Annotated in this window: 14 protein-coding genes; 1 reads left to right on the top strand and 13 read right to left on the bottom strand. The window is 34.2% G+C overall.

Annotated features, from left to right (window positions below):
• Window positions 1-24: 24 nt before the first annotated feature.
• The 13 genes from B3C18_RS10685 to truA all read right to left on the bottom strand — a co-directional run bounded on the left by B3C18_RS10685 (window position 25) and on the right by truA (window position 18,870).
• Window positions 25-978, bottom strand: a complete 954-nt coding sequence (locus tag B3C18_RS10685) for a hypothetical protein (RefSeq protein ID WP_291146487.1) — start codon at window positions 976-978, stop codon at window positions 25-27.
• Between the two features lie 11 nt (window positions 979-989).
• Window positions 990-1,232 (bottom strand): hypothetical protein, encoded by a 243-nt coding sequence (locus B3C18_RS10680; protein WP_053471715.1) that lies wholly within the window; start codon window positions 1,230-1,232, stop codon window positions 990-992.
• The gene (locus B3C18_RS10675) at window positions 1,232-2,185 is read right to left on the bottom strand and encodes an SPFH domain-containing protein (RefSeq protein ID WP_291146483.1); all 954 of its coding nucleotides are present in this window, start codon (window positions 2,183-2,185) and stop codon (window positions 1,232-1,234) included. Before B3C18_RS10675 ends, B3C18_RS10680 begins: the two co-directional genes overlap by 1 nt.
• A gap of 365 nt (window positions 2,186-2,550) precedes the next feature.
• Entirely contained in the window at window positions 2,551-3,174 is a 624-nt protein-coding gene (locus B3C18_RS10670; protein ID WP_291146479.1) for a hypothetical protein, read from the bottom strand.
• Window positions 3,175-3,402: 228 nt separating this feature from the next.
• Window positions 3,403-4,791, bottom strand: a complete 1,389-nt coding sequence (lpdA, locus tag B3C18_RS10665) for a dihydrolipoyl dehydrogenase (RefSeq protein WP_073484922.1) — start codon at window positions 4,789-4,791, stop codon at window positions 3,403-3,405.
• 510 nt (window positions 4,792-5,301) lie between these two features.
• The gene (locus B3C18_RS10660; protein ID WP_053471817.1) at window positions 5,302-5,886 is read right to left on the bottom strand and encodes an HNH endonuclease; all 585 of its coding nucleotides are present in this window, start codon (window positions 5,884-5,886) and stop codon (window positions 5,302-5,304) included.
• Window positions 5,887-6,122: 236 nt separating this feature from the next.
• The gene (locus B3C18_RS10655; RefSeq protein WP_291146474.1) at window positions 6,123-6,887 is read right to left on the bottom strand and encodes a LytR/AlgR family response regulator transcription factor; all 765 of its coding nucleotides are present in this window, start codon (window positions 6,885-6,887) and stop codon (window positions 6,123-6,125) included.
• A 415-nt stretch (window positions 6,888-7,302) separates the two neighbouring features.
• Entirely contained in the window at window positions 7,303-8,622 is a 1,320-nt protein-coding gene (locus B3C18_RS10650; RefSeq protein ID WP_291146472.1) for a RagB/SusD family nutrient uptake outer membrane protein, read from the bottom strand.
• Window positions 8,623-8,633: 11 nt separating this feature from the next.
• Entirely contained in the window at window positions 8,634-11,972 is a 3,339-nt protein-coding gene (locus B3C18_RS10645; protein ID WP_291146470.1) for a SusC/RagA family TonB-linked outer membrane protein, read from the bottom strand.
• Between the two features lie 21 nt (window positions 11,973-11,993).
• Window positions 11,994-14,582: a zinc-dependent metalloprotease gene (locus tag B3C18_RS10640; protein WP_291146467.1), complete on the bottom strand. Its 2,589-nt coding sequence runs from the start codon at window positions 14,580-14,582 to the stop codon at window positions 11,994-11,996.
• 85 nt (window positions 14,583-14,667) lie between these two features.
• A complete protein-coding gene (locus tag B3C18_RS10635) occupies window positions 14,668-16,221 on the bottom strand; it encodes a sensor histidine kinase (protein ID WP_291146465.1) in 1,554 nt (517 codons plus the stop codon).
• A gap of 77 nt (window positions 16,222-16,298) precedes the next feature.
• Window positions 16,299-18,053, bottom strand: a complete 1,755-nt coding sequence (locus B3C18_RS10630; RefSeq protein ID WP_291146463.1) for an ABC transporter ATP-binding protein — start codon at window positions 18,051-18,053, stop codon at window positions 16,299-16,301.
• A gap of 82 nt (window positions 18,054-18,135) precedes the next feature.
• Window positions 18,136-18,870 carry a tRNA pseudouridine(38-40) synthase TruA gene (truA, locus tag B3C18_RS10625; RefSeq protein WP_291146461.1) on the bottom strand — a complete coding sequence of 245 codons (735 nt, stop codon included), beginning with the start codon at window positions 18,868-18,870 and terminating at the stop codon, window positions 18,136-18,138.
• A gap of 541 nt (window positions 18,871-19,411) precedes the next feature.
• On the opposite strand from truA, the gene B3C18_RS10620 reads away from it, so the two are divergent.
• Window positions 19,412-21,340 carry an SPFH domain-containing protein gene (locus B3C18_RS10620; RefSeq protein ID WP_291146459.1) on the top strand — a complete coding sequence of 643 codons (1,929 nt, stop codon included), beginning with the start codon at window positions 19,412-19,414 and terminating at the stop codon, window positions 21,338-21,340.
• Window positions 21,341-21,386: the final 46 nt, after the last annotated feature.

Below are 21,386 nucleotides of genomic sequence, written 5' to 3'. Positions count from 1 at the left end.
TTGATTTTTAAGGATTAATAATTATTAATTGGGTACTTGATTTTGATACATTTTTTCGTTGTGCTCTTTTAAAGCTGGCGTAATTTTATTCCATTCGTCATACATGGCGCGCAGATAAACCTGATATAATTTTGGAGCATTTTTAATTACAAATTGTCTTTGTTCTTCGAGATCGTCCATTTTTGCCTGAATTTCGCTCAATACTTTTTTATCTGATTCGTGAATTTTACTCAAACTTAATTCATGACGTTCGTGATACAATTCACGTTCTTTTTTATCTTCAGTTTCAAAAGCTTCGTATAAATGAGCGGTTCTTTGTTCAGCAAGACCTCGTGCAATGTTTTGTAAATTTCGGCCTTGTGTACTTGGCGCAAATGTATTTTGCGTTTGACAATACGGACATGAAATATAGGTTTCGATTAAAAATATTTTTTCGATTTCGATATTTCCGCCGCATTGTGTACAGCTGAATTTGTTTTTAATGGCTTCGTATTCGTCTAATATTTTTTTGTATTCGATTTCTAGATCGCGTTCCTGAGTTTTTTCGATCTGTTTTCTCCAATAATCAAATTTATCGTCAAAATCATTGTATCGATCTGAGCATGCGCTTCTAAAATCTGAAAGTAGATCGTGATGTTTATCTAAAACAGAAATCTGTGAATCGAGATCGTAATAAATACGGCTTATTTTTTCTTCGTATGTATCTCTGGCTTTTTCTCTAATATTGTTTAACTGACCATTTATACCGGAAAGTACTCTGTGAAAAGTTCTTTTATAAAGATCTTCATCTTCTTGTAAAAGCTGTTTTAATTCTGGAATTGAGGCCGTTGCCAGTTCTTCCATTTTTGCTTCGAGTTTTTCTAAAAAGGCAAACCATCTTTGTTGTGATTCCTGAAGTTCTGCGTACCAATCCGGAAATGTTTCTTTACTTCCTTCGTTTTTTTCTGGGTCTTTTGATTTATTAAATAGTCCGAACACGTTATATGATTTTAAATTGAATTATCTTCTTTTTTAATATAAACTCCGTCTGTTAGTTTTACGGTTATAAACTCAAATCCGCAATAAGCGCAATGCGTTACCCCGTCTTGTTTTGCTCTTCCGGCGCCGCAGTTTGGACAGTCTTTTGCATTCATTTTTGCGTCGTTGATTTCCATTTCGCCGCCGTAATTGGTTTGGTTTTGAGCTTTTTGTTTTAGTCTATCTAAAAACGAATTGACTTTTTTCTCTTCCATTATAATTGGCTTAATAATTCGGATTTTTTTGTTTTGAATTCGTCTTCGTCGATTAAACCGGCATCAAATAAAGATTTTAGCTTTTGAAGTTTAGAAGTTAAATCGTCTTTTACTTCTTCTTTTGGCGTTTCTTTATTTTGCTGTAATTGATTTAGCAGAATTCCCATGCTCAATGCGTTTTGGGTTGCATCGTGAAGCGCGGTTCCTTTATCGCCAATTGCAGTTGCGGTATTGAATTTGGTAAATTTATCCATATCGGTTACCATATTCATATTGGTGATTTTGTCGTAATGTGCCGTAACTTCTTCGGGTAATGTAACGCTGGTGATTACAAACTGTGTTAATTCAATCCCGAATTGAAGAAAATAAGGTTTAAGATACGGTTCGATTTTTTTGCCCAATTGCGTAATATTTCCGGCAATGTCGGTAACGGTGATGTTTTCGTTTGCTAGAACTTCTCCAAATTTTGGTGCAACGAAATCACGTAACTGATTTTGCAATTCAAAAATGGTAAGCTGCTGATACGTTCCGGCATATTGACGGAAGCACTTAGCAACGTCGACAATTTGAATGTCGAAACTTCCGAAAGCGCGAATTCTGATTTGCCCAAATTGTGGATCGTTTAGCAGAATAGGGGCGGGAGTTCCCCATTTATTATTGATGAATTGATGTGTGTTGAAAAAATAAACATCGACTTTAAACGGACTTTCAAAACCGTATTTCCAGCCTTTCAGCTTGCTTAAAATCGGAATGTTTTCTGTAGATAAAGTGTGAAGTCCCGGCGAATATACATCGGCAAGCTGACCTTCGTTTAAAAGCATTACGTGCTGACTTTCGCGAACGGTTAGTTTTGCTCCGTTTTTTATTTCTTTATCGTCATCATAAAATTTCCACATTAGTAAATTAGGGTCACTTGTTGTGGCTTCAATTATTTCTATAAAGGGTAATGTCATAAAATCTTATTTATAAAGAATAAAAATAAGAATTATAAGACGATAGTGAAATTTTTTAATGTGAAGTTTTTAACAAATTTTTCTTTATAAATTTTAAAGTTTATGTTTTTAATTAAAGGATTGTCATTTCGACCGAAGGGAGAAATCGCACTAGAAACTCTGCAAAGATTAGCGATTTTGTTTGAGGAGCTTCTTGTGAAGATTCCTCGTTCCTCGGAATGACAAAGATTGGCGATTTTGTTTGTGGAGTTTCTTTGTGGATATACGAGTGCGATTTCTCCCTTCGGTCGAAATGACAAAATAAAAATCCGATCTGTTTTCACAAATCGGATTTTTTTATAAATACAAATAATATATTGGTTGCTTTATTTGCCACAAGTTGAATTATATTCATTAACTACATCAATAACACTTTTATTTTTTGGCTTATATCTCTCATCTTTTGATTTTTTTATCAATTCAGGGCAATCCTGAAAAACATTTTCTATCATTGTTCTATAGGCATTCCCTTCTCCAATTGTTAACCCTAGCTCTGAACTTGTAAAATAGTTTGAGGCTTCTTCTCCTTTTTTCCAAACATAATAAAAAGTTGTTGTTCCAATATATCTTCCTTTTTGATTAGTTTGTTCTTTTTCTCCACTATAAAGTGATGCTTTTCCATTTGGGATACTAACAGGAGTTAACCATAAATATTTTATTTTCCCACTTGGTTTTAACGACATAAATTTTTTAGCAAAAAATGGAACGTAAATTTTTTCCTGACCTAATATTGTTACTTTTTCGATTTCATTATTTTTATATTTAAATTTTCCATTCGAAGTTTTTATGGCCAAGCTTTTAGGTGCAGAGCCGACATAATGTGAAGGATCGGTCATTAAACCTTCTACGGTAGTTCCATTTTTCAATTTGATTACTCCACTTAATTTTGGGTTTGTAGTGGCACAAGATAAAAACATTCCAGTTAAAATAATTAACGCGTATTTTTTCATTACTATTTATAAGTTTAAATTTAGGGTATAAAAGTACCATACCATCATTTTAGTAAAATGCACTACAAATTTTATTTGTAATAAAATACGGCTTAAATATTTTGCGATATAATTTAAAACTTATACTTTCATAGAATAGTTTGTTTTTTCATCAAAAAAAATCCGATCTGTTTTCACAAATCGGATTTTTAAATTGAAAATTATATATGACCGTAAAACGGTATATTTTTACAAGTGAATTACTTCGCCGTAGGCATCTGCAACAGCTTCCATAACTGCCTCGCTCATTGTTGGGTGAGGGTGGATAGATTTAAGGATTTCATGACCTGTAGTTTCTAGTTTACGAGCTACAACTGCTTCTGCAATCATGTCTGTAACACCAGCACCAATCATGTGGCATCCTAACCATTCTCCGTATTTAGCATCGAAAATTACTTTTACAAATCCGTCTGGAGTTCCGGCAGCTTTTGCTTTTCCTGAAGCAGAGAATGGGAATTTTCCAATTTTTAATTCGTAACCTTTTTCTTTTGCTTGTTTTTCAGTTAAACCTACAGAAGCGATTTCTGGAGTTGCGTAAGTACAACCCGGAACGTTTCCGTAATCGATTGGGTCTACGTGAAGTCCTTTAATTTTTTCTACACAGTTAATTCCTTCTGCAGAAGCTACGTGAGCTAAAGCCTGACCTGGAGTAACGTCTCCAATTGCGTAGTATCCCGGAATGTTAGTTTCGTTGTAAGCGTTTACTAAGATTTTATCTCTGTCAACAGCGATTCCAACTTCTTCTAAACCAATATTTTCAATGTTTGTTTTGATTCCAACTGCCGAAAGTACGATGTCAGCTTCAAGAACTTCTTCTCCTTTTGCAGTTTTAACAAATGCTTTTACTCCTGCACCAGTTGTGTCAATACGCTCAACAGATGAGTTAGTCATTACTTTAATTCCGGCTTTTTTCAAAGAACGCTCAAATTGTTTTGAGATATCTTCGTCTTCTACAGGAACTACGTTTGGCATAAATTCTACAATAGTAACATCAGTTCCCATTGAGTTGTAGAAATGAGCAAATTCAACTCCAATTGCTCCAGAACCTACAATAATCATAGATTTTGGCTGTGTTGGTAATGTCATTGCCTGACGGTAACCTATTACTTTTACACCATCTTGTGGTAAGTTTGGTAACTCACGAGAGCGAGCTCCAGTTGCGATGATGATGTGATCAGCGCTGTATTCAGTAACTTTATTATCTTTATCTGTAACGTCAAGTTTTTTTCCTGGTTTTAGTTTTCCAAAACCTTCGATAACGTCAATTTTGTTTTTTTTCATTAAGAATTGAACCCCTTTGCTCATTCCTTCTGCAACACCACGGCTGCGTTGAACAACAGCAGGAAAATCTTTATCGAATTCAGAAACTTTTAATCCGTAGTCAGAAGCGTGTTTTAAATAATCAAAAACCTGAGCTGATTTTAGTAATGCTTTTGTTGGGATACATCCCCAGTTTAAACATACACCACCAAGGTTTTCTTTTTCAACTACAGCTACTTTAAAGCCTAATTGTGAAGCTCTAATCGCTGTTACATATCCTCCAGGACCACTTCCTAAAACAATAACGTCGTATTTCATTTTTTGTGTTTTTAGTATTAACTATCGAAAATGAGGTTTATAGATTCCGAAACTCACTTGTCGATTTTCTTTTGTTATTTGTGCTTGCGAATTTAATGATTTATTTTAAAAAGAGTATCATGTAAAAAAGTAAAAAGGTAAAATGTGGAAAATTTGAAATATTGATTCATTTGTCACTCTGAGCGAAGTCGAAGCCCTGCTACTTGTAAAAAAGCTCTTCGACTTCGCTCAGAGTGACAGAAATTATTAAAAAAATAAAGCCACAGATTTTCAGGATTAAAAAGATTTTTAAAATCCGTTTAATCTCTGTAATCTGTGGCTTTATATTTTGTTGTCATGGAACTATGTGGAAGAGGTTTGCGTTGGCTTCGACTTCGCTCAGCTTGACAAAGACTTCGCTCAGCTTGACAAAGACTTCGCTCAGCCTGACAAAATAGTTGTAAATTATAAATGGTGAATTATTAATTAAGCATTCTCAGCCATTAACAATTCACCATTTACAATTAATAATTAAACTTTCACGTGTCCCCAGTTTTCGCCGCTGGCAATTCTGCGAATCTGCATTTCGCTTACGCCGAATTGTTTAGCAATCATTTTAAGACGTGTTTTTTGTTCTGGTCTTGCCAGTATTTTTTTGATTAACATGACTTTTGTGGTCGTTAATTTTCGTCCGTCGGCTTTTAAGTTGTGTTCGATCAGGTTTTTCTTTGCCTGAATCACTCGCGGACTTTTGCGGCTGTGCGCCATCATTTCTTGTTTTGTTGCCCAGCGTAAATTGCTGATATCGTCATTGCTTCGGTTGTAATCGAGATGCAGAACATAGGTTTGATCTTCTGATTGTTTTGGAAGAAAATATTGAGCAACTAATTTGTAGAGAAATAAATATTTGTTGATGATTTTGTCATCTTTTTTAACCTTAAATCTAAAAGTAGGATATCCATCGCTTAAACCGCCTTTAAGGATTCGGCCGTTTTCAATTTCATCTGTAAAGCTTATTAATCTTCCTCTGTTTGAAATTGCGTATTTAAGTTGTAATGATGCGTTTATTTCTATTTCTTTGAATTCTTCGTTAGGATAAAATCTGTTATGTGGCATTTTCTTTTTCATTTAAATTTTGTCTCTCAAAGATAAAGAATTCTAAAATGAAGAAAGTTATACTCTAAGTTACATAATATCAACTTTATGATTCTTATAACGCTATTTTAACTTTTTAGAATGATTTTGACACTTATTTGGTCAGTTTAAAACTTCAAATTGTGAATTATGCAGTTTTCAATTTTCCGCGAAAGCGTAAATTTTAATGTTTTTGCGATTCAAAAAAATGATCCGTTTTATTGATCGAGCCAGTTTTTGAAATTGTTTATTTCTTTTTTACTGATAATTATCGGATCGTTTTCGATAGGAGGAACGGTAAGAATGACTTCGATTTTTTGATGCGAATGTTTTACGACTTCTTTTATAATATTTCGGTGTACGATATATTTTCGGTTTATTTTAAAAAAGATAAACGGATCGAGGCTGTTTATAATATCTGTAATTGTGCTGTTGTACAAATAACTGTTTCCTGATTTTACATAGATAAATAAATGCTTTCCTGATGCGGCAAAATAGGTAATTTCAGATTCGTTTACTGAAATTAGTTTATAGCCGTGATTTACTAAAAAATGACGTTGTATTTTGTTTGTTTCAGGATTTTCAATGGCTACTAAAGATTGTAGCGTTGCATCGGCATTAAAACTGTCTTTTATTTTTTTGAATTTGGTTAGGGCTTCTAATAGTTCTTGTTCTTCAAAAGGTTTTAAAAGATAATCAATTGTAAAGTGTTTGAAAACCGAAATGGCATAAGAGTCATAAGCGGTAACAAAAATGACAGGGCAGGAGATTGTGGCTTTCTCAAATATTTCGAGACTTTTTCCGTCGCCCAAATGAATATCCATAAAAGCTAAGTCAACATTGTTTTGTTTAAAAAATTCGACTGCTTCCTTTACCGATTTTAAAACTGCGATTTCGGCAATCTGTAAAATGTCCTGCTGTTCTAAAATTGACTTTAGGTAAGTGGATGCAAGATATTCGTCTTCGACAATGGCAATTTTCATTTTCCTTTTGAGATAAAGTTAAAAAGTTTCATTTTTAAGTGAGAAGCTCTTAAATGATTTTGCAAATATAATTGTCTATAGTTTTTTTACAACAAGTTTTTATAGGAGTTTGCAGTTTTGTTGTTATTTAATCTTTTTTGTTATGTTTCAATTATTATTCGTGGTTTCAACGGCGGGTTAAGGATTGTGATTATATTGTGTTCCCGTGGTTGAAACCACGGGCTATGTTTATTAAGCATTGGTAAAAATTTGTGTTTTTATTTTAAATATAGCCTGTGGTTTCAACCACAGGAAACGAATCGTTATTGTGTAGTGCACCAACGTTTGAAAACGTTCCCGATGTTTTTGATATGAATAAATGCAAAAGAGGCCCAGCTGTAAAAACTGGACCTCTTTAAAAAAAAACAATAGGTATTTATAGATTGGGATTGTTTAATCTCGCGTCTGCCGGGTAAATAATGGTATATCGCGGATCGTTTTGTATCAATGTATAATTATCACCGTCAAAAGTGTGAACGATTTGTTTTTGAGATGTTCTTCTTAAATCAAACCAACGCTGTCCTTCAACAGCAAACTCACGGTGTCTTTCTTCATAAATGAAGTTTGTTAAATCTGCAGCATTCATTGCATTAACTTCAATTTCAAGTTGTATATAAGCAGCTGCTGTGTATCTGTTTTTGATAAAACTTAAAACAGTTGTTTTTGCATCAGCAATGTTGTTCAGTTTTAATGACGTTTCTGCTTTTGTTAAATACAACTCAGAAGTTCTGAAAGAACATTTTTGATCAATATTTCCACCTTTTTGAATTCTGTAACGGCTTCCGCTTGCTAAGAAATAAAGAGGAAAACGTAAATCAGTTGTTTTGCTGTAAGCACCAATTAAATCTGGTGAAGCATAAACGGCACCTTTTAAGTTGTTTATTAAACCATCTTCAAGAGCTAAAATAGATTCTTTTGAATCGTATTTTGTTGCGAATACAGGTGTAGCCTTTAAATCAACTAAAGCGTTGTTAATTGCTAACGCTTTATTTGCAGCGTCAAGCGATTTTTGCCATTGTTGTACATATAAATAAATACGGCTTTCTAAACTGTATAAAGCAACTTTAGAGAAACGGTAGTTTAAACCTTTTGTTTGAGAATCTTTGTTGATGAATTTTTCAGCTTCCTGAGTATCAGAAATAATTTGATTGTAAATTACTTCTACTGTCTGAGGTACGAAAGCTTGCTCTAAATCAATCTCTAACGCTAATGGAACTCCTTTGTCTGAACCTGCAGTTGCTGCATTGTAAGGTTTTCCAAAAAGGTTAATTAAATCAAAGTAAGCCATTGCTCTCAATGCATAAGCTTCTCCAACTAACTGGTTTCTTTCTGGAGTTACATCTAATTTTTTAGACGCTTCGTTAATGATTACGTTTGTATAAAAGATAGTTTTGTATAAATCTGCATATTGAAAAGTAGTTGTAATACGATCCGGATTTGCATCTTTCCAAATATAAATATCTCTGTAGTATGTTACGTCATCACTAAATTCATTCATCGTTAATTCGTCTGTACGAACTGCCGTTAATGATTTGTGTTCAGGATATACGTCGTATCCTTTTGTTAAAACTGCGCGGTACTGCTCTAATGTTTCTGGGATAACACGACCAACTGGTTGGATATCCAGATAGTCATCACAGCTTGTTACTGCAAGTGCTGCAGCAAAAAGTAGTATATATTTTGAGAATTTTTTCATCTTTATTTTTATTAGAAAGTTACATTACATCCTAAAGTGAATGACTTAGGAACTGGTTGTGCATAAATGTTTCCGAAAGTTTCCGGGTCAAAGTAACCTTTGTAATCAGAGCTGATTACGAATAAGTTTCTAGCTTCAACATTAAGTCTGATGCTTGAAATGTTAATTTGATCTGTAAATGCTTTAGGGAATGTATAACCTAAACGCAAACTGCTTAATCTCATATAACTCATTTCGCTAACCCATGTATCTAAATAATTGTAGGTTGGAATTTGATTTTGTCCAGAATACCATAGGTATGCCATATAAGAATCTCCTGTTCCTGAATCTTTACTAGTGATTCCTGGTAAATTAGAAGATGTATTAGTTGGTGACCATGCATCTAAAATATCTCTACTGTAATTTTGTCCTCTGTCTACGATTGTTCCGTTGTATGGAGGAGTTTTTGTAACAGTTTGTTTGATATTAAATGAAGCTGCAATTGTTAAATCAAAATTACTTACTTTAAAAGTATTGGTAATACCTCCTGTAAATTTAGGATCTCTGTCTCCTAAGTAAGTAAACAAGTCTCTAAATTCAGCAGCTGATAAGTTTGACTGCGCCAATTCTCCTGGGAAAATGTCAGCAAATGGATCATATAAACCAAAGAATGTCTGAGAGTTTACAGTTTCTCCTTTTTTATTGATAAATAAAGGATATCCGTTTTCGTCGATTCCGTTTGTTTTAAATCCAAATACCGCATTTACCGGACGACCTTCTCTATTAGGTAAGTAATCAGTATCACGTACTTCGATACGGTCTATGTTACTTTTGTTATGAGAAAAGTTAATACTTGTATTCCATTGAAAGTTTGGACGGTCGATATTTTTTGTAGACAAAGTAATTTCGTAACCTTTATTACTTACTTGTGCCCAGTTCATATTTGTATATTCAAAACCATTTTCTAATGGAAGTGCTCTTAAACCAATTAAGTCAGAACTTTTTCTTCCGTATAAATCAGTTACAAGGCTAATACGGTTGTTGAATAAACCTATATCAGCACCAACGTTTGTGTTAGTAGTTTTTTCCCAACGTAATTTTTCGTTTGGCGGGCTGTCAACTGTAATAATTGGCTCAGTTTGCCCTGGCAAAATAATAGTTGTTCCGTTAGTACCCATTACGTAAGGAGAAGTATTTTTATCAATGTTTCCTTGTAAACCGTAAGAAGCACGAAGTCTTAAGTTAGAAAGTGTTAAGTTGTCTTTTAAGAAATCTTCTTCAGACACTGCCCAAGATGCAGATGTTGACCAAAGTGGTAAATATTTGTATTTAGGATCTACACCAAATAAATCTGAACCATCGTATCTCACACTTCCAAATACACTATATTTTCTGTTGTAAGTATACGAAGCTGTAGCGAAGAAAGAAGCAAAAGCATTTTCATTTTCACTTTTAGCATATTGTTTATAATCAGATTCCTTAGCGAAACCAGCGTTAGGAAAAAGAATTGGTTGCGTAGTTAAATTTTTCTCATCAAAACCAAATCCTTTAGTTGAAACAGATGTTGTGTAGTTTCTTCTTAACTCATTACCAACCATTGCTTCGATTTCGTGTTTTTCAGCAATTTCAGTTTTGTAACTTACCATTGTTTTTAAGTTATACTGAAAAAAGTCTGTATTTGAGTTTTGAATAATTCCACCTTCCGGAAGGAAATAATTGTAAGCTCCGTTAGTAAAATAACGTGATTTTTCTTTTTGTTTTCTTGTGTAATAAGTTTCTTTTCCAGCAAATTTTTCGCTGGCAGTATTGTCTAATTGTAAACCTAATTGAGACGTTACTTTTAAGTCTTTAGTAACTTTATATTCAGCATCTAATAATGCTTTAATAGCTCTTGTTTTTAAATCGTAAGAAGTATTTGCTCTTTCTTCCAAGATATTAAAAGGAACATAACGACCAGAATAACCAGCGATATCCGGGTCATATTTGTAACTTCCATCTTCGTTGTATGGAGTTAAATATGGATTTACGTTTCTTGAGTAATTTGATGGGTTTGTAAACGCATCTGTATCTGTAAGGTAAGATGTAGTTTTGTTTTCAGAACCAAAAATTCCAACACCAACTTTAAATTTATCTGTTATTTGATAGTTGTTTTTTAATGTTAAGTTGTAACGTTTGAAACCAGTTCCAATAGTTGCTCCTTTTTCATCATAGTATCCTAAAGAGAAATAATAATCTGATTTTTCTCCACCACCAGATAAACTTAAACCGTGCTGCGTGTTGATAGCTGTTTGGTATAATAAGTTACCCCAGTTTGTGTTGTTTCCTCTTAAAGAATTGATAGATTGTTGCGTTGCAGGGCTTAAAGAAGAAAATCCTCCAGCTCTGTAAGCATCTAGTTCACCAGATCCGTTTAAGATACGAGAAATATCTCCACCAGTATCTCTGTAAGTTAAGTCTGCACGGCTTGCCATGTTAAGTTCTAAATCAATTTTCTCATTTGAGTTCATCAAGTTTAATTTAGAAAACTGAGGTCTTTGCGTGATAAATGTATTCGTATTGAAACTTACTACCATTTTACCAGCTCTACCTTTTTTAGTGGTTACAACGATTACACCATTTGCAGCACGCGCACCGTAAATAGCAGTTGCAGCAGCATCTTTTAAAATCGTGATATCTTTAATATCGTCTGGGTTTAAACCAGCAATAGAGTAGTTGCCTAGTACGTCGATATTGTCTTTGTCAAAGTTTTTAGGAACTTCATTTCCTTCTAAAGGTAGACCATCAAGTACCCATAAAGGATCTTGTGTACCATTAAGAGAAGCTGTACCCCTGATCCTGATTTTAGCAGGCGCTCCAGGTGCTCCAGATGGTGTGCTTACCGCAACCCCGGCAATTTGTCCTACCAATAATTGGTCAATACTAGAAACCCCTGTTTGCTGAATTGCAGACATGTCGATTTTAGAAACCGCAGCAGTAAGCTTTCTTTTCTCAATTTTTTGGTAACCTGTTACAACAACCTCCTGAAGTTTTGCAGTTTCAGATGTTAAGTTGATCGTATAATTTTTTTGAGGAGAAAGTTCAAGAGTATACGATTTGTATCCCATGAATGTAACTCTCAAAGAAGTAATGTTTTTAGAAATTTTCAATGTGAATTTACCGTCAAAATCAGTAGTAGTTCCGATTCCTTCACTTTGAATAATACCTGCCATAGCAGTTTTATTTGAGATCGAATTATTCTCAACAAAGATCGATGCACCAGGAATTGGCGACAAGTCAGCTTCATCTTGAATGATCCCCGTAATAGTTCGGGTTTCCTGCGCATATCCTGCGATGGCCAGGAACAGCAGTAGGGCATGTAGAATTTTTTTCATGTTTTGGGTTTGGGTTATGTATTAAAAGGTTGTATTGTTCAAAGCTTTGTCGATTCGTTGTATTAAATCGCGGTAATGATTTTGGGTCGATTCATCTCCGGTACTTCTTTTTGTTCTTAATAATTGAAGTACTTTTGTTAATTCCCCTTTTTTATCTGAGGTTACTTCTGTAACTCTTTTTAAGAAAGAATTATTAATGTTTCTCGCCATATGTGCATCATCTACAGAACATAAATGAGGCATTTGTAATGTTTCTTGTATTTCAACGGGTTTTTTAACATCTGTTTTTTCAAATAATTTATTTGTCGAAATAATTAAAACATCTACATAATTCTTTTGTGTCATACGCTCCAGAATAGTAAGTGATTTGTTTTGGATAGTTCCTGCAAATACATTCTGATGCATTTTTTTAAACAATTCATTTACGGTAAAAACCTTCTCGTTGGTTTTATTTCGCTGATATAATTCATTTTCTGTCATTCGAAGTAAACGGTCATCGCTGAATAAACTATATATAACATCGTATTGTAATGCTCTTGACATTGTATATGGCGTGTACTCATAAGGCCCAAAAGGAGAATCTTTCAGCGGATTTGTTTTGTCTAAAACGTCATTAAAAAACAACCACTGCGGAATTGTAATTACATTTTTTACTAAATAATCTACTGCTCTTTTTTGCATTGCTGCAGGAACCGGAACATAACTCTGTTTGTTATCGCCGTGAACCGTTGGGTTTAAGTAAACACCGCCAATATTGGTTAATACATGACCATTGTAGGTTTGCCATTGTCCTATAGCTCCAATATACAGTTTACCAGTTTCGTAGTAAGACTTATCTTTATCGTAGGACCAGTTTAAGATATTATCTACAACACGTTTTAAGTTTTTCAATCCGTACTCGCTTGCTTTTACAGCATCGTTTCCTAAATCTTCAGACTGTGAACGAGGATCGATTTGAGAGCCTTGCTCACCGTAAAAATAAATTGGGTCGTTTTGATGTTTTGTAATAGCTTCGTTTAGTCTTGCCGTTTCATTTTCGTTTGGACCGTACCATCTGTAACCCCATTCGATAGCGTATTTATCGTACTCACCAATTTTTGGGGTAATTACAGTTACGTTATCTTCCGGTTGTGCTACATAATTGTATCTGGCATAATCCATGATAGAAGGAGCAGTGCCGCCCATTTTTGCCGTGAATTCTTTTGAACGTAAAGACTCAACATCATAAGCGAACGAAGCGCCCATATTGTGTTTTAATCCAAATGTATGTCCAACTTCGTGAGACGATACAAAACGAATTGCTTCTCCCATGTGTTCCTCACTAAATACATTTCCTCTTGCTTTCGGGTCGATTGCTCCCGTTTGAATACGCATCCAGCTTTGAAGCGAAGTCATAACATTGTGCCACCATATAATGTCGGCTTCAATAATTTCTCCGCTTCTTGGGTCAACAACCGAAGGGCCCATAGCATTGGATTGTGGTGATGCCGCATAGGTAATAACCGAATAACGAACATCATCAATGTCAAAATCTAAATCTTTTTCAGTAGGTTCTTTTGCAATAATTGCATTTTTAAATCCCGCTTTTTCAAAAGCAACCTGCCAATCGTGTACGCCTTCAATAATATATTTTCTCCACTGTTTTGGGGTCGATGGATCAATATAATACACGATTGGTTTTTTAGGTTCTACTAATTCACCTTTCAAATATCGTTCTTCATCTTCTTTCTTAGGTTCTAAACGCCAGCGGGTAATCAATTCTTTTTCAAGCATTGCCTGCTGTGCATCGGCAAAATACCAATGCTTTTCAGAGAAGTAACCAATTCTGTTATCAGAAAAACGAGGTTTCATTGGAGTTTTATCCAATAAAATAATATTACTTGTAACACCAAGCGTAATTGGTAATGACGCTGTGCCTTCGACAAAAGAAGTTGAAAGCTGTGATTTTATTACAATATTTTTTGGGAAAGCTTTTAAACTTTCTATATATGATAAATCAGATTTTACAGAACCTCCAATACCAGTGTTACTCAAAACATCATTGAAACTTTTTTGTTTTCCGTCAAAAATCTTATTTACTTTAATTACTACAGCGCTCGAATCGTTGTTTTTGGTTTCAATATCAAAAACTTCAATAATAGATTCAGAGAAATTGTCAATTACAGATGCTGTAATGGCATCTTCTTTTGGTGAAGAAACTTTAGGAACATATGTTTTTACCCAAACTTTCTTTGCAATTGTATCTTTATAAAAAGAAATGATTTTGTTTTCATAATTCATTCCTTTATTTAAACCAGCTTCGTTAATCTGAAAAGGAACTTGTGATAATTTGTTTACAATCAGAAATTCTCTTTTAAACAAACTATCCTGAATTTCAAAATAAACATCAGTCTTAACCTGAATGATATTGAACAGTCCTTTTTTAAGTGTGCCCTTTTTTATAAGGTCACTATATTTTTTTCCTTTTTTGGAGTCAGTAGAATCTTTTACAACTTCAGTCTCTGTTTCTTTTTTCTTTTTCTTTTGCGAAAGAACTGTAACAGGAATGAATAATAATAAAATTAATAAGCAAAGTAATTTTACATTATGTAGGAATGCCTTTTCCCTCATTTTGGTGTTAAGTTTAAGTTAATTTTCATCGAAACTATTCGAATTTAGTTCAGAAAAAAAACAAAACGGAGTGAATGGCTTTTTTTTAGGAGTGAATGGATATTAAAGGTAAAATACAAACGAAATTGCCGTCTTTTTCTGAGGTTTTTAAATTGGTTCTGGAATAGAAAGTATAGATGCTCGACAGGTATTTTAGACCAAAATTAGTGCTGGGTTCACTGTGAGCCTTTTTTTGAAGATTATTACTAATAATTACCTGATCTTTTTGAATCAGGATTTCTGTAGTCAACGGATTTTCGACCGTTGCCATATTATGCTTAATAGCATTTTCGACCACTACCTGAAATGCCAGATAGGGTATAAATTTTTCTAAAGCTTCTTCGTCTTCGATTTTTATCGAAAAGAACAATTCTTCCTTAAAACGGGTTTGCTGTAAAAAGATATATTTTTCAATAAACAATAATTCATCTTTAAGTGAAACGACATTTTTTTCTGGCGGATCTATCAAATAGCGATAAATACGAGAAAGATTCAGCGTAAATTTCTGCGCCGTTTTTACATCGCTTCCCACTAACATATATAAGGAGTTAAGCGAATTGAATAAAAAATGCGGATTTATCTGCTCTTTTAAATGCTGGAGCTGAATCAGGGCTTTTTCTTTTACAATTTTTTCATTCTCAACCAGAAGTCGGTTTTTTTCTTTAATTGCGATTCCTTTTTCTCTATAGGCGCGTCTGTTTGCATACGAGAATAAATAGAAAATAAGCAAAAGCATAACCGTTGTTATAGAATATATCCATGTTGAATATTTTTTAACCAAAAAAACATTTTCATTCTCAATCATTTTCGGAAAACTAATGCAGATATACCAAGGCAGATTTTTAACATCTAATCTTGTCGTAAAACTGATAACATCCAGTTTTAAAAATTCAGACATCGTAATTTTTTTAGTGTAATCCAATTTTAAAAAATCAGATGCCGAAGTTTTGGTGGGATCTTTTTTATAAGTAAAAACCGTATCTGATGGCTGAATAGCCGAAAAATCGTAAATATTTCTTCCTATAAAAGTAGAGTCAGGGTGATAAACGCATCTTCCTGCGTTGTCAAATACAAAAGCATAATTAGAAGCCGCTTTGTCAACAGTCGCAAAATTATCATGCAATTTTTTTAAGTTGATGTCATAACCACAACGAACCGTTGTATGATTTTTGGAGATGATTTTAAAGTAAACTCTCCAAACCCATTCTTTTCCTTGTTTAAAGACGGTGTTGCTGCGCGTAGTGTTTTGGTTTTTAGAAATAAAATAGGCAACGTCTTTTTTTATTTCATCAGAAACAGAATCGTTTCCAAATTCTATTTTTTCATCATTAATCTGAAACCAGTTATCAACTATCATTAAATTGATTGACTGAACAGACGACAGTACTTTTATATTAGCAGATAAATTAGATTTACTGCTGATTTTTAAAGCATGTTTGATTCTGTTTTCCTGTTCCAGAAATCTCGAAAATTCCCGCGACATTAATTCATGTTTTTTAATGAAGTTCAATCGCGCCTCACTTTCATTCGCTTTTTGTGTAACATCAGTAATCAAATTACTTAACATGTAAACAGAAGAAACGATAATAAGAATAGACACAATGACGTAAATTACGAAAGCACGTCGGGATGTTATTTTTTTTAATCTAAATCTCAAAAGGCATTTATAATTTAAGTTTAATTCGCAACCGAAAATTGAGAATCGTATAAGTTTTTATAATAACCATCAGTTTTTGTTAATAGTTCCTGATGTGTTCCTTGTTCCACAATTAAACCTTTATCCATAACTACGATTTTATCAGCATTTACAATTGTTGCCAATCGATGCGCAATAATTATCGAAGTTCTTCCTTTTGTAATCGTTTCTGTCGCACGCTGAATTAATTCTTCAGAATACGTATCAATTGACGAAGTTGCTTCATCCAAAATTAAAATACTCGGATTGCTTACATACGAACGCAAAAATGCAATTAACTGTCTTTGTCCTGATGAAAGCATAACGCCGCGTTCTTTCACATCAAAATCATAATTATCGGGCAGACTCATAATAAAGTCATGAACGCCAATTTTCTTTGCAGCATCTAAAACCTTCTCGCGGGTAATTTCTGGATTATGAAGCGTAATATTATTGTAAATCGTATCGGCAAACAAAAATACATCTTGCAGAACAACCGCAATTTGTTTTCTTAAAGAAGCCAAAGTATAGTCTTCGATATTTTGTCCGTCAATGCAAATCGTTCCGCTGTTGATTTCGTAAAAGCGATTCAGTAAATTGATAATCGTAGATTTTCCAGCTCCCGTAGAACCTACAATTGCAACAGTTTGTCCGCGATCTACAGATAAATCAATTCCTTTTATTACTTCTTCTTCGGGAATATAACTAAAACGAACTTGTTTAAACTCGATGCTTCCGTTAAAAACCGGAGCTTCAATTTTTCCTGTATCCTGAATATGATCTTCGGTATCGATAATATCAAAAACACGATTGGCAGCAATCATTCCCAACTGCATCTCGTTGAATTTATCTGCAATTTGACGAAGCGGATTAAAAAGCATTCCGATGAACATCGTATACGAAAACAAATCTCCAAACGTGGTAAAGTTATCTCCGTTTAAAATTTTGAACCCGCCAATAACAACCACTAAACCTAAAGTAATTGAAGAAATAATATCGGCAATAGGGAAGAAGATTGAGTTGTATAAAATCGTTTTAATCCACGCAACGCGATGTTTGTCATTAATAACCCTGAAATTTTCGGCTTCGATTTTTTCACGATTAAAAAGCTGAACGATTTTCATTCCCGTAACACGTTCCTGAACAAAGGAGTTCATATTCGCAATCTGCGTTCTTACTTCTTCAAAAGCAACCTGCATTTTACGTTGAAAAATTCGGGTAATGTAAACTAGAATTGGCATGGCAACGACAACAATCCAAGTCAGTTTCCAGTTCATGTAAAACATAAAAATCAAAACCACGAGCATTTTCATCAAGTCACTTATAATCATAAACAATCCCTGACTGAAAATACGTGCGATTGATTCAATATCTGAAACAGATCTGGTAACCAATTGTCCAACCGGAACCAAATCAAAATATTTCATTCTAAAGCTTAAAATATGTTTGAAAAGTTTGTTCCGAATATCTTTTACAATATCCTGCCCAAGCCAATTCGCCCAATACACAAAATAGAACTGAGAGAAAACTTCCATCAGCAAAACACCTCCCATTAAAATAATGTATAATAGTAAACCTTCTTTGTCGTGCGTCTTGATATAGCCGTCGACCGTTTGCTTTAATAAGTAAGGTCTAAGTGCCGCAAATATGGAGAGCGAAACCGCAAAAATAATAACGCCGTAATAACGCCACTTATAAGGTTTCGTATATTTTAAAATTCGTTTAAATAAACCAGTATCAAATGCTTTTGCTTTCATTTATTTTTTAAGCTTTAAGCTTTAGGCAATAAGCTTTAGGCACAAAGTTTAAAACTTATAGCCTAAAGCCTACAGCTTAAAGCTATAGATAGTCGTAATATATTTTGGTTAAATACAAACCATGCGCCGGGACTGAAAATCCGGCTTTTTCCCTGTTTTTGCTGGCAATAATATTTTCAAAATCAGCCAGCGTAATTTTGTGTAATCCTATATTAATCAAAGTTCCCACAATCGCCCGAACCATATTTCGTAAAAAACGATTCGCCGAAATTGTAAAAACCAGTTTGTTGTTTTCATTTTTCCAATACGCCTCAAAAATCGTGCAGTCAAAAGTATTAACATCTGTATTCACTTTCGAAAAACACTGAAAATCGGTATGGTTTAATAAAATTTTTGCTGCTTCGTTCATTAAATCAATATCTAACTTTTGATTTACATACCAGCTCAATTCCTCTAAAAACGGATTTTTTACTGTATTAATATGATATTCGTAGGTTCTTTTTGTAGCGTCAAATCGGCAATGCGCATCGTCGTGAACGGGAATAAGATTATAAACCGCAATATCTTTTGGTAAATACGAATTCAGCTTGTGCACCAAAACCGGAATGTCAATTGATTTTTCTAAATCAAAATGTCCGTACATTTCCTCAGCATGAACACCAGTATCTGTTCTTCCGGCACCCATAACATTTATCTCCGAATTTAATAAAACCGAAAGCGCTTTATTTAAAGTTTCCTGAACTGATGAAGCGTTGGGCTGAAACTGCCAGCCATGATAATGAGTTCCGTTATAAGCAAAATGAATAAAATATCTCATTGTGAGGTGCAGAGGTTTTGAGGTGCAAAGGTACAAAGGTTTTTTTGAAGATGCTAAGATTCTGAGTTGCTAAGGTTCTAAGATTTTTTATACGTCAGTATTGTGTAGAGACGCACAGCAGTGCGTCTAACGCCAGATTGGTTTTAAAAAAGGTTCAAAGTTTTTTTATCCTCAATTAATGTGTAGAGACGCACAGCTGTGCGTCTAACGCTAGATTGGAAAAATTGCACATTATATATAGGTATAATATTTCTGATATATTTTAAAATCGATAAATATCCATTTCAATAAAATCTAAAAACAAAACTTAGAGCCTTAGCTTCTCAGAATCTCACAACCTCCCCAAAAAACTGTTAACTCCCAAAATGCAAATCATAGTTTGCTCAGCTAAAAATCGTGTCAGAAATTGACAATTCCAACGATATAATTAAAATCATTTTTTAACATTTTTGGTCAGAAAATTCCAAATGTTAATTTTTAAAATTTTTCATTTTAACACTTCATATTTCTCCTATGTTTGCACAACTAAATATCAAAAACTATGAATGAAATTACTTCTTATTGGTGGATACTTTTAATATTATTCGCCATTGTTTTTTACAAATTTATTTTACGTGTTTTCTTCGGAATGGTAATTGTTCCAGAAGATAAAATTGGTTTAGTTACCAAAAAATTCGTTTTGTTTGGCACTGACAAATCATTACCAGATGGCCGAATTATCGCTACAAAAGGCGAAGCCGGTTATCAGGCAAAAACATTGGCTCCGGGTTTATATTGGGGAATGTGGATTTGGCAGTATTCAATCGACATGACTAGTTTCACAATAATTCCGGAAGGAAAAATTGGACTGGTTTTAAGTAAAGATGGAAAAGAAATTCCAACCGGAAGAATCTTGGCCAGAAGAGTAGATAGTGATAATTTTCAGGATGCAACTGCGTTTTTAGACAATGGAGGTCAAAAAGGACGTCAGACAGCTTTTATCACAACGGGTTCTTACCGTATTAACACATTTTTGTTTGAGATTGTAATTACAGATCAAATTAAAATTTTTGAAAACATGATTGGTATTGTAACCGCTCTGGACGGTGAACCAATTCCGCAGGGACAAATTGCGGGTAAATTTGTTAACGATCATAATAACTTTCAGGATTTTGATAAGTTTTTGGAACATGGCGGAAATCGTGGTTTACAGCCTCAGGTTATGTTAGCCGGTTCTTACTATATCAATACATGGGGAGTTTTAATTGAGCAGAACCCAATGACAGATGTGCCAATTGGTTATGTTGGAGTTGTGATTTCTTATATTGGAGAAGACGGACAAGACGTAACCGGAGATACTTTTAAACACGGAAACATTGTTTCAAAAGGACAGCGCGGTGTTTGGATGGAGCCTTTTGGACCTGGAAAATATGCGTTGAATAAATACACAACAAAATTAGAAGCGGTTCCAACAACAAACTTAGTTTTAAACTGGGCAAACGCACGAAGCGAATCGCATGATTTAGATAAAAATCTTTCTACAATTACGGTTCGTTCAAAAGACGGTTTCCCATTCAATCTTGACGTTGCGCAGATTATTCACGTACCGGCAGCAGAAGCTCCAAAAGTAATTGCACGTTTCGGAAGTATGAATAACTTAGTTTCTCAGGTTTTAGAACCTACGATTGGTAACTATTTCAGAAACTCGGCTCAGGACAGCGATGTGATTTCGTTCCTGACAACCAGAAAAGAACGTCAGGAATCGGCTAAAAATCATATTAAGTTAGTACTTGATGAATATAACGTAAATGCAGTTGATACCTTGATTGGAGATATTGTTCCGCCAGATTCATTAATGAAAACTTTAACCGACAGAAAACTGGCTGAAGAAGAGCAAAAAACATATCAAACCCAAAGAATGGCGCAAGAACAACGTCAGGGAATGGAGAAAGAAACGGCGATTGCAGATATGCAGAAAGAAATTGTACGTGCTTCGCAAAGTGTGGAAATCGCTCAGCGAACTGCAGATGCTACCGTTAAGAAAGCGGAAGGGGATGCAACGAGTTTAAAACTGAATGTAAACGCAGAAGCAGAAGCTACAAAAATGCGTGCCAATGCAGAAGCCGAAGCAACAAAAGCAAGAGCAGGAGCACAGGCAGAAGCAACTAAATTGAATGCTAGTGCCGAAGCCGAAAGAATCTCAAAAACCGGTCTTGCAGAAGCTGAAAAGATTATGGCAATTGGTAAATCGACTGCTGAGGCATATCAACTTCAGGTTACCGCAATGGGTGGCGATAACTTTACGAGATATAAAGTAACCGAGGAAATTGGTAAAGGGAACATCAAAGTAATTCCAGATGTTTTAATTACTGGTAATGGCGGTTCTGATGGTTCTATCAGCGGTTTATTAGGATTAAAATTAATGGAAATGATGGATACAAAAGATTCTAAGGATTTGAAAGAAGTTAAAAATCAAAATCCGAAGAAATAAAAACAATACAACAGACCTGACAGGTTTTTAAAACCTGTCAGGTCTA

It is taken from the genome of Flavobacterium sp. UBA7680 (assembly GCF_002482975.1).
Classification (GTDB): domain Bacteria; phylum Bacteroidota; class Bacteroidia; order Flavobacteriales; family Flavobacteriaceae; genus Flavobacterium.
The sequence above is the reverse complement of the archived record's forward strand: the minus strand, read 5'-3'. Positions and strand labels throughout refer to the sequence as shown.

Coding starts and splice junctions, on each gene's coding strand:
- B3C18_RS10675 (WP_291146483.1), bottom strand. CDS start 2,185: ATGACATTACCCTTTATAGAAATAATTGAAGCCACAACAAGTGACCCT.
- B3C18_RS10650 (WP_291146472.1), bottom strand. CDS start 8,622: ATGAAAAAATTCTCAAAATATATACTACTTTTTGCTGCAGCACTTGCA.
- B3C18_RS10680 (WP_053471715.1), bottom strand. CDS start 1,232: ATGGAAGAGAAAAAAGTCAATTCGTTTTTAGATAGACTAAAACAAAAA.
- B3C18_RS10645 (WP_291146470.1), bottom strand. CDS start 11,972: ATGAAAAAAATTCTACATGCCCTACTGCTGTTCCTGGCCATCGCAGGA.
- B3C18_RS10670 (WP_291146479.1), bottom strand. CDS start 3,174: ATGAAAAAATACGCGTTAATTATTTTAACTGGAATGTTTTTATCTTGT.
- B3C18_RS10620 (WP_291146459.1), top strand. CDS start 19,412: ATGAATGAAATTACTTCTTATTGGTGGATACTTTTAATATTATTCGCC.
- lpdA (WP_073484922.1), bottom strand. CDS start 4,791: ATGAAATACGACGTTATTGTTTTAGGAAGTGGTCCTGGAGGATATGTA.
- B3C18_RS10640 (WP_291146467.1), bottom strand. CDS start 14,582: ATGAGGGAAAAGGCATTCCTACATAATGTAAAATTACTTTGCTTATTA.
- B3C18_RS10655 (WP_291146474.1), bottom strand. CDS start 6,887: ATGAAAATTGCCATTGTCGAAGACGAATATCTTGCATCCACTTACCTA.
- truA (WP_291146461.1), bottom strand. CDS start 18,870: ATGAGATATTTTATTCATTTTGCTTATAACGGAACTCATTATCATGGC.
- B3C18_RS10660 (WP_053471817.1), bottom strand. CDS start 5,886: ATGCCACATAACAGATTTTATCCTAACGAAGAATTCAAAGAAATAGAA.
- B3C18_RS10630 (WP_291146463.1), bottom strand. CDS start 18,053: ATGAAAGCAAAAGCATTTGATACTGGTTTATTTAAACGAATTTTAAAA.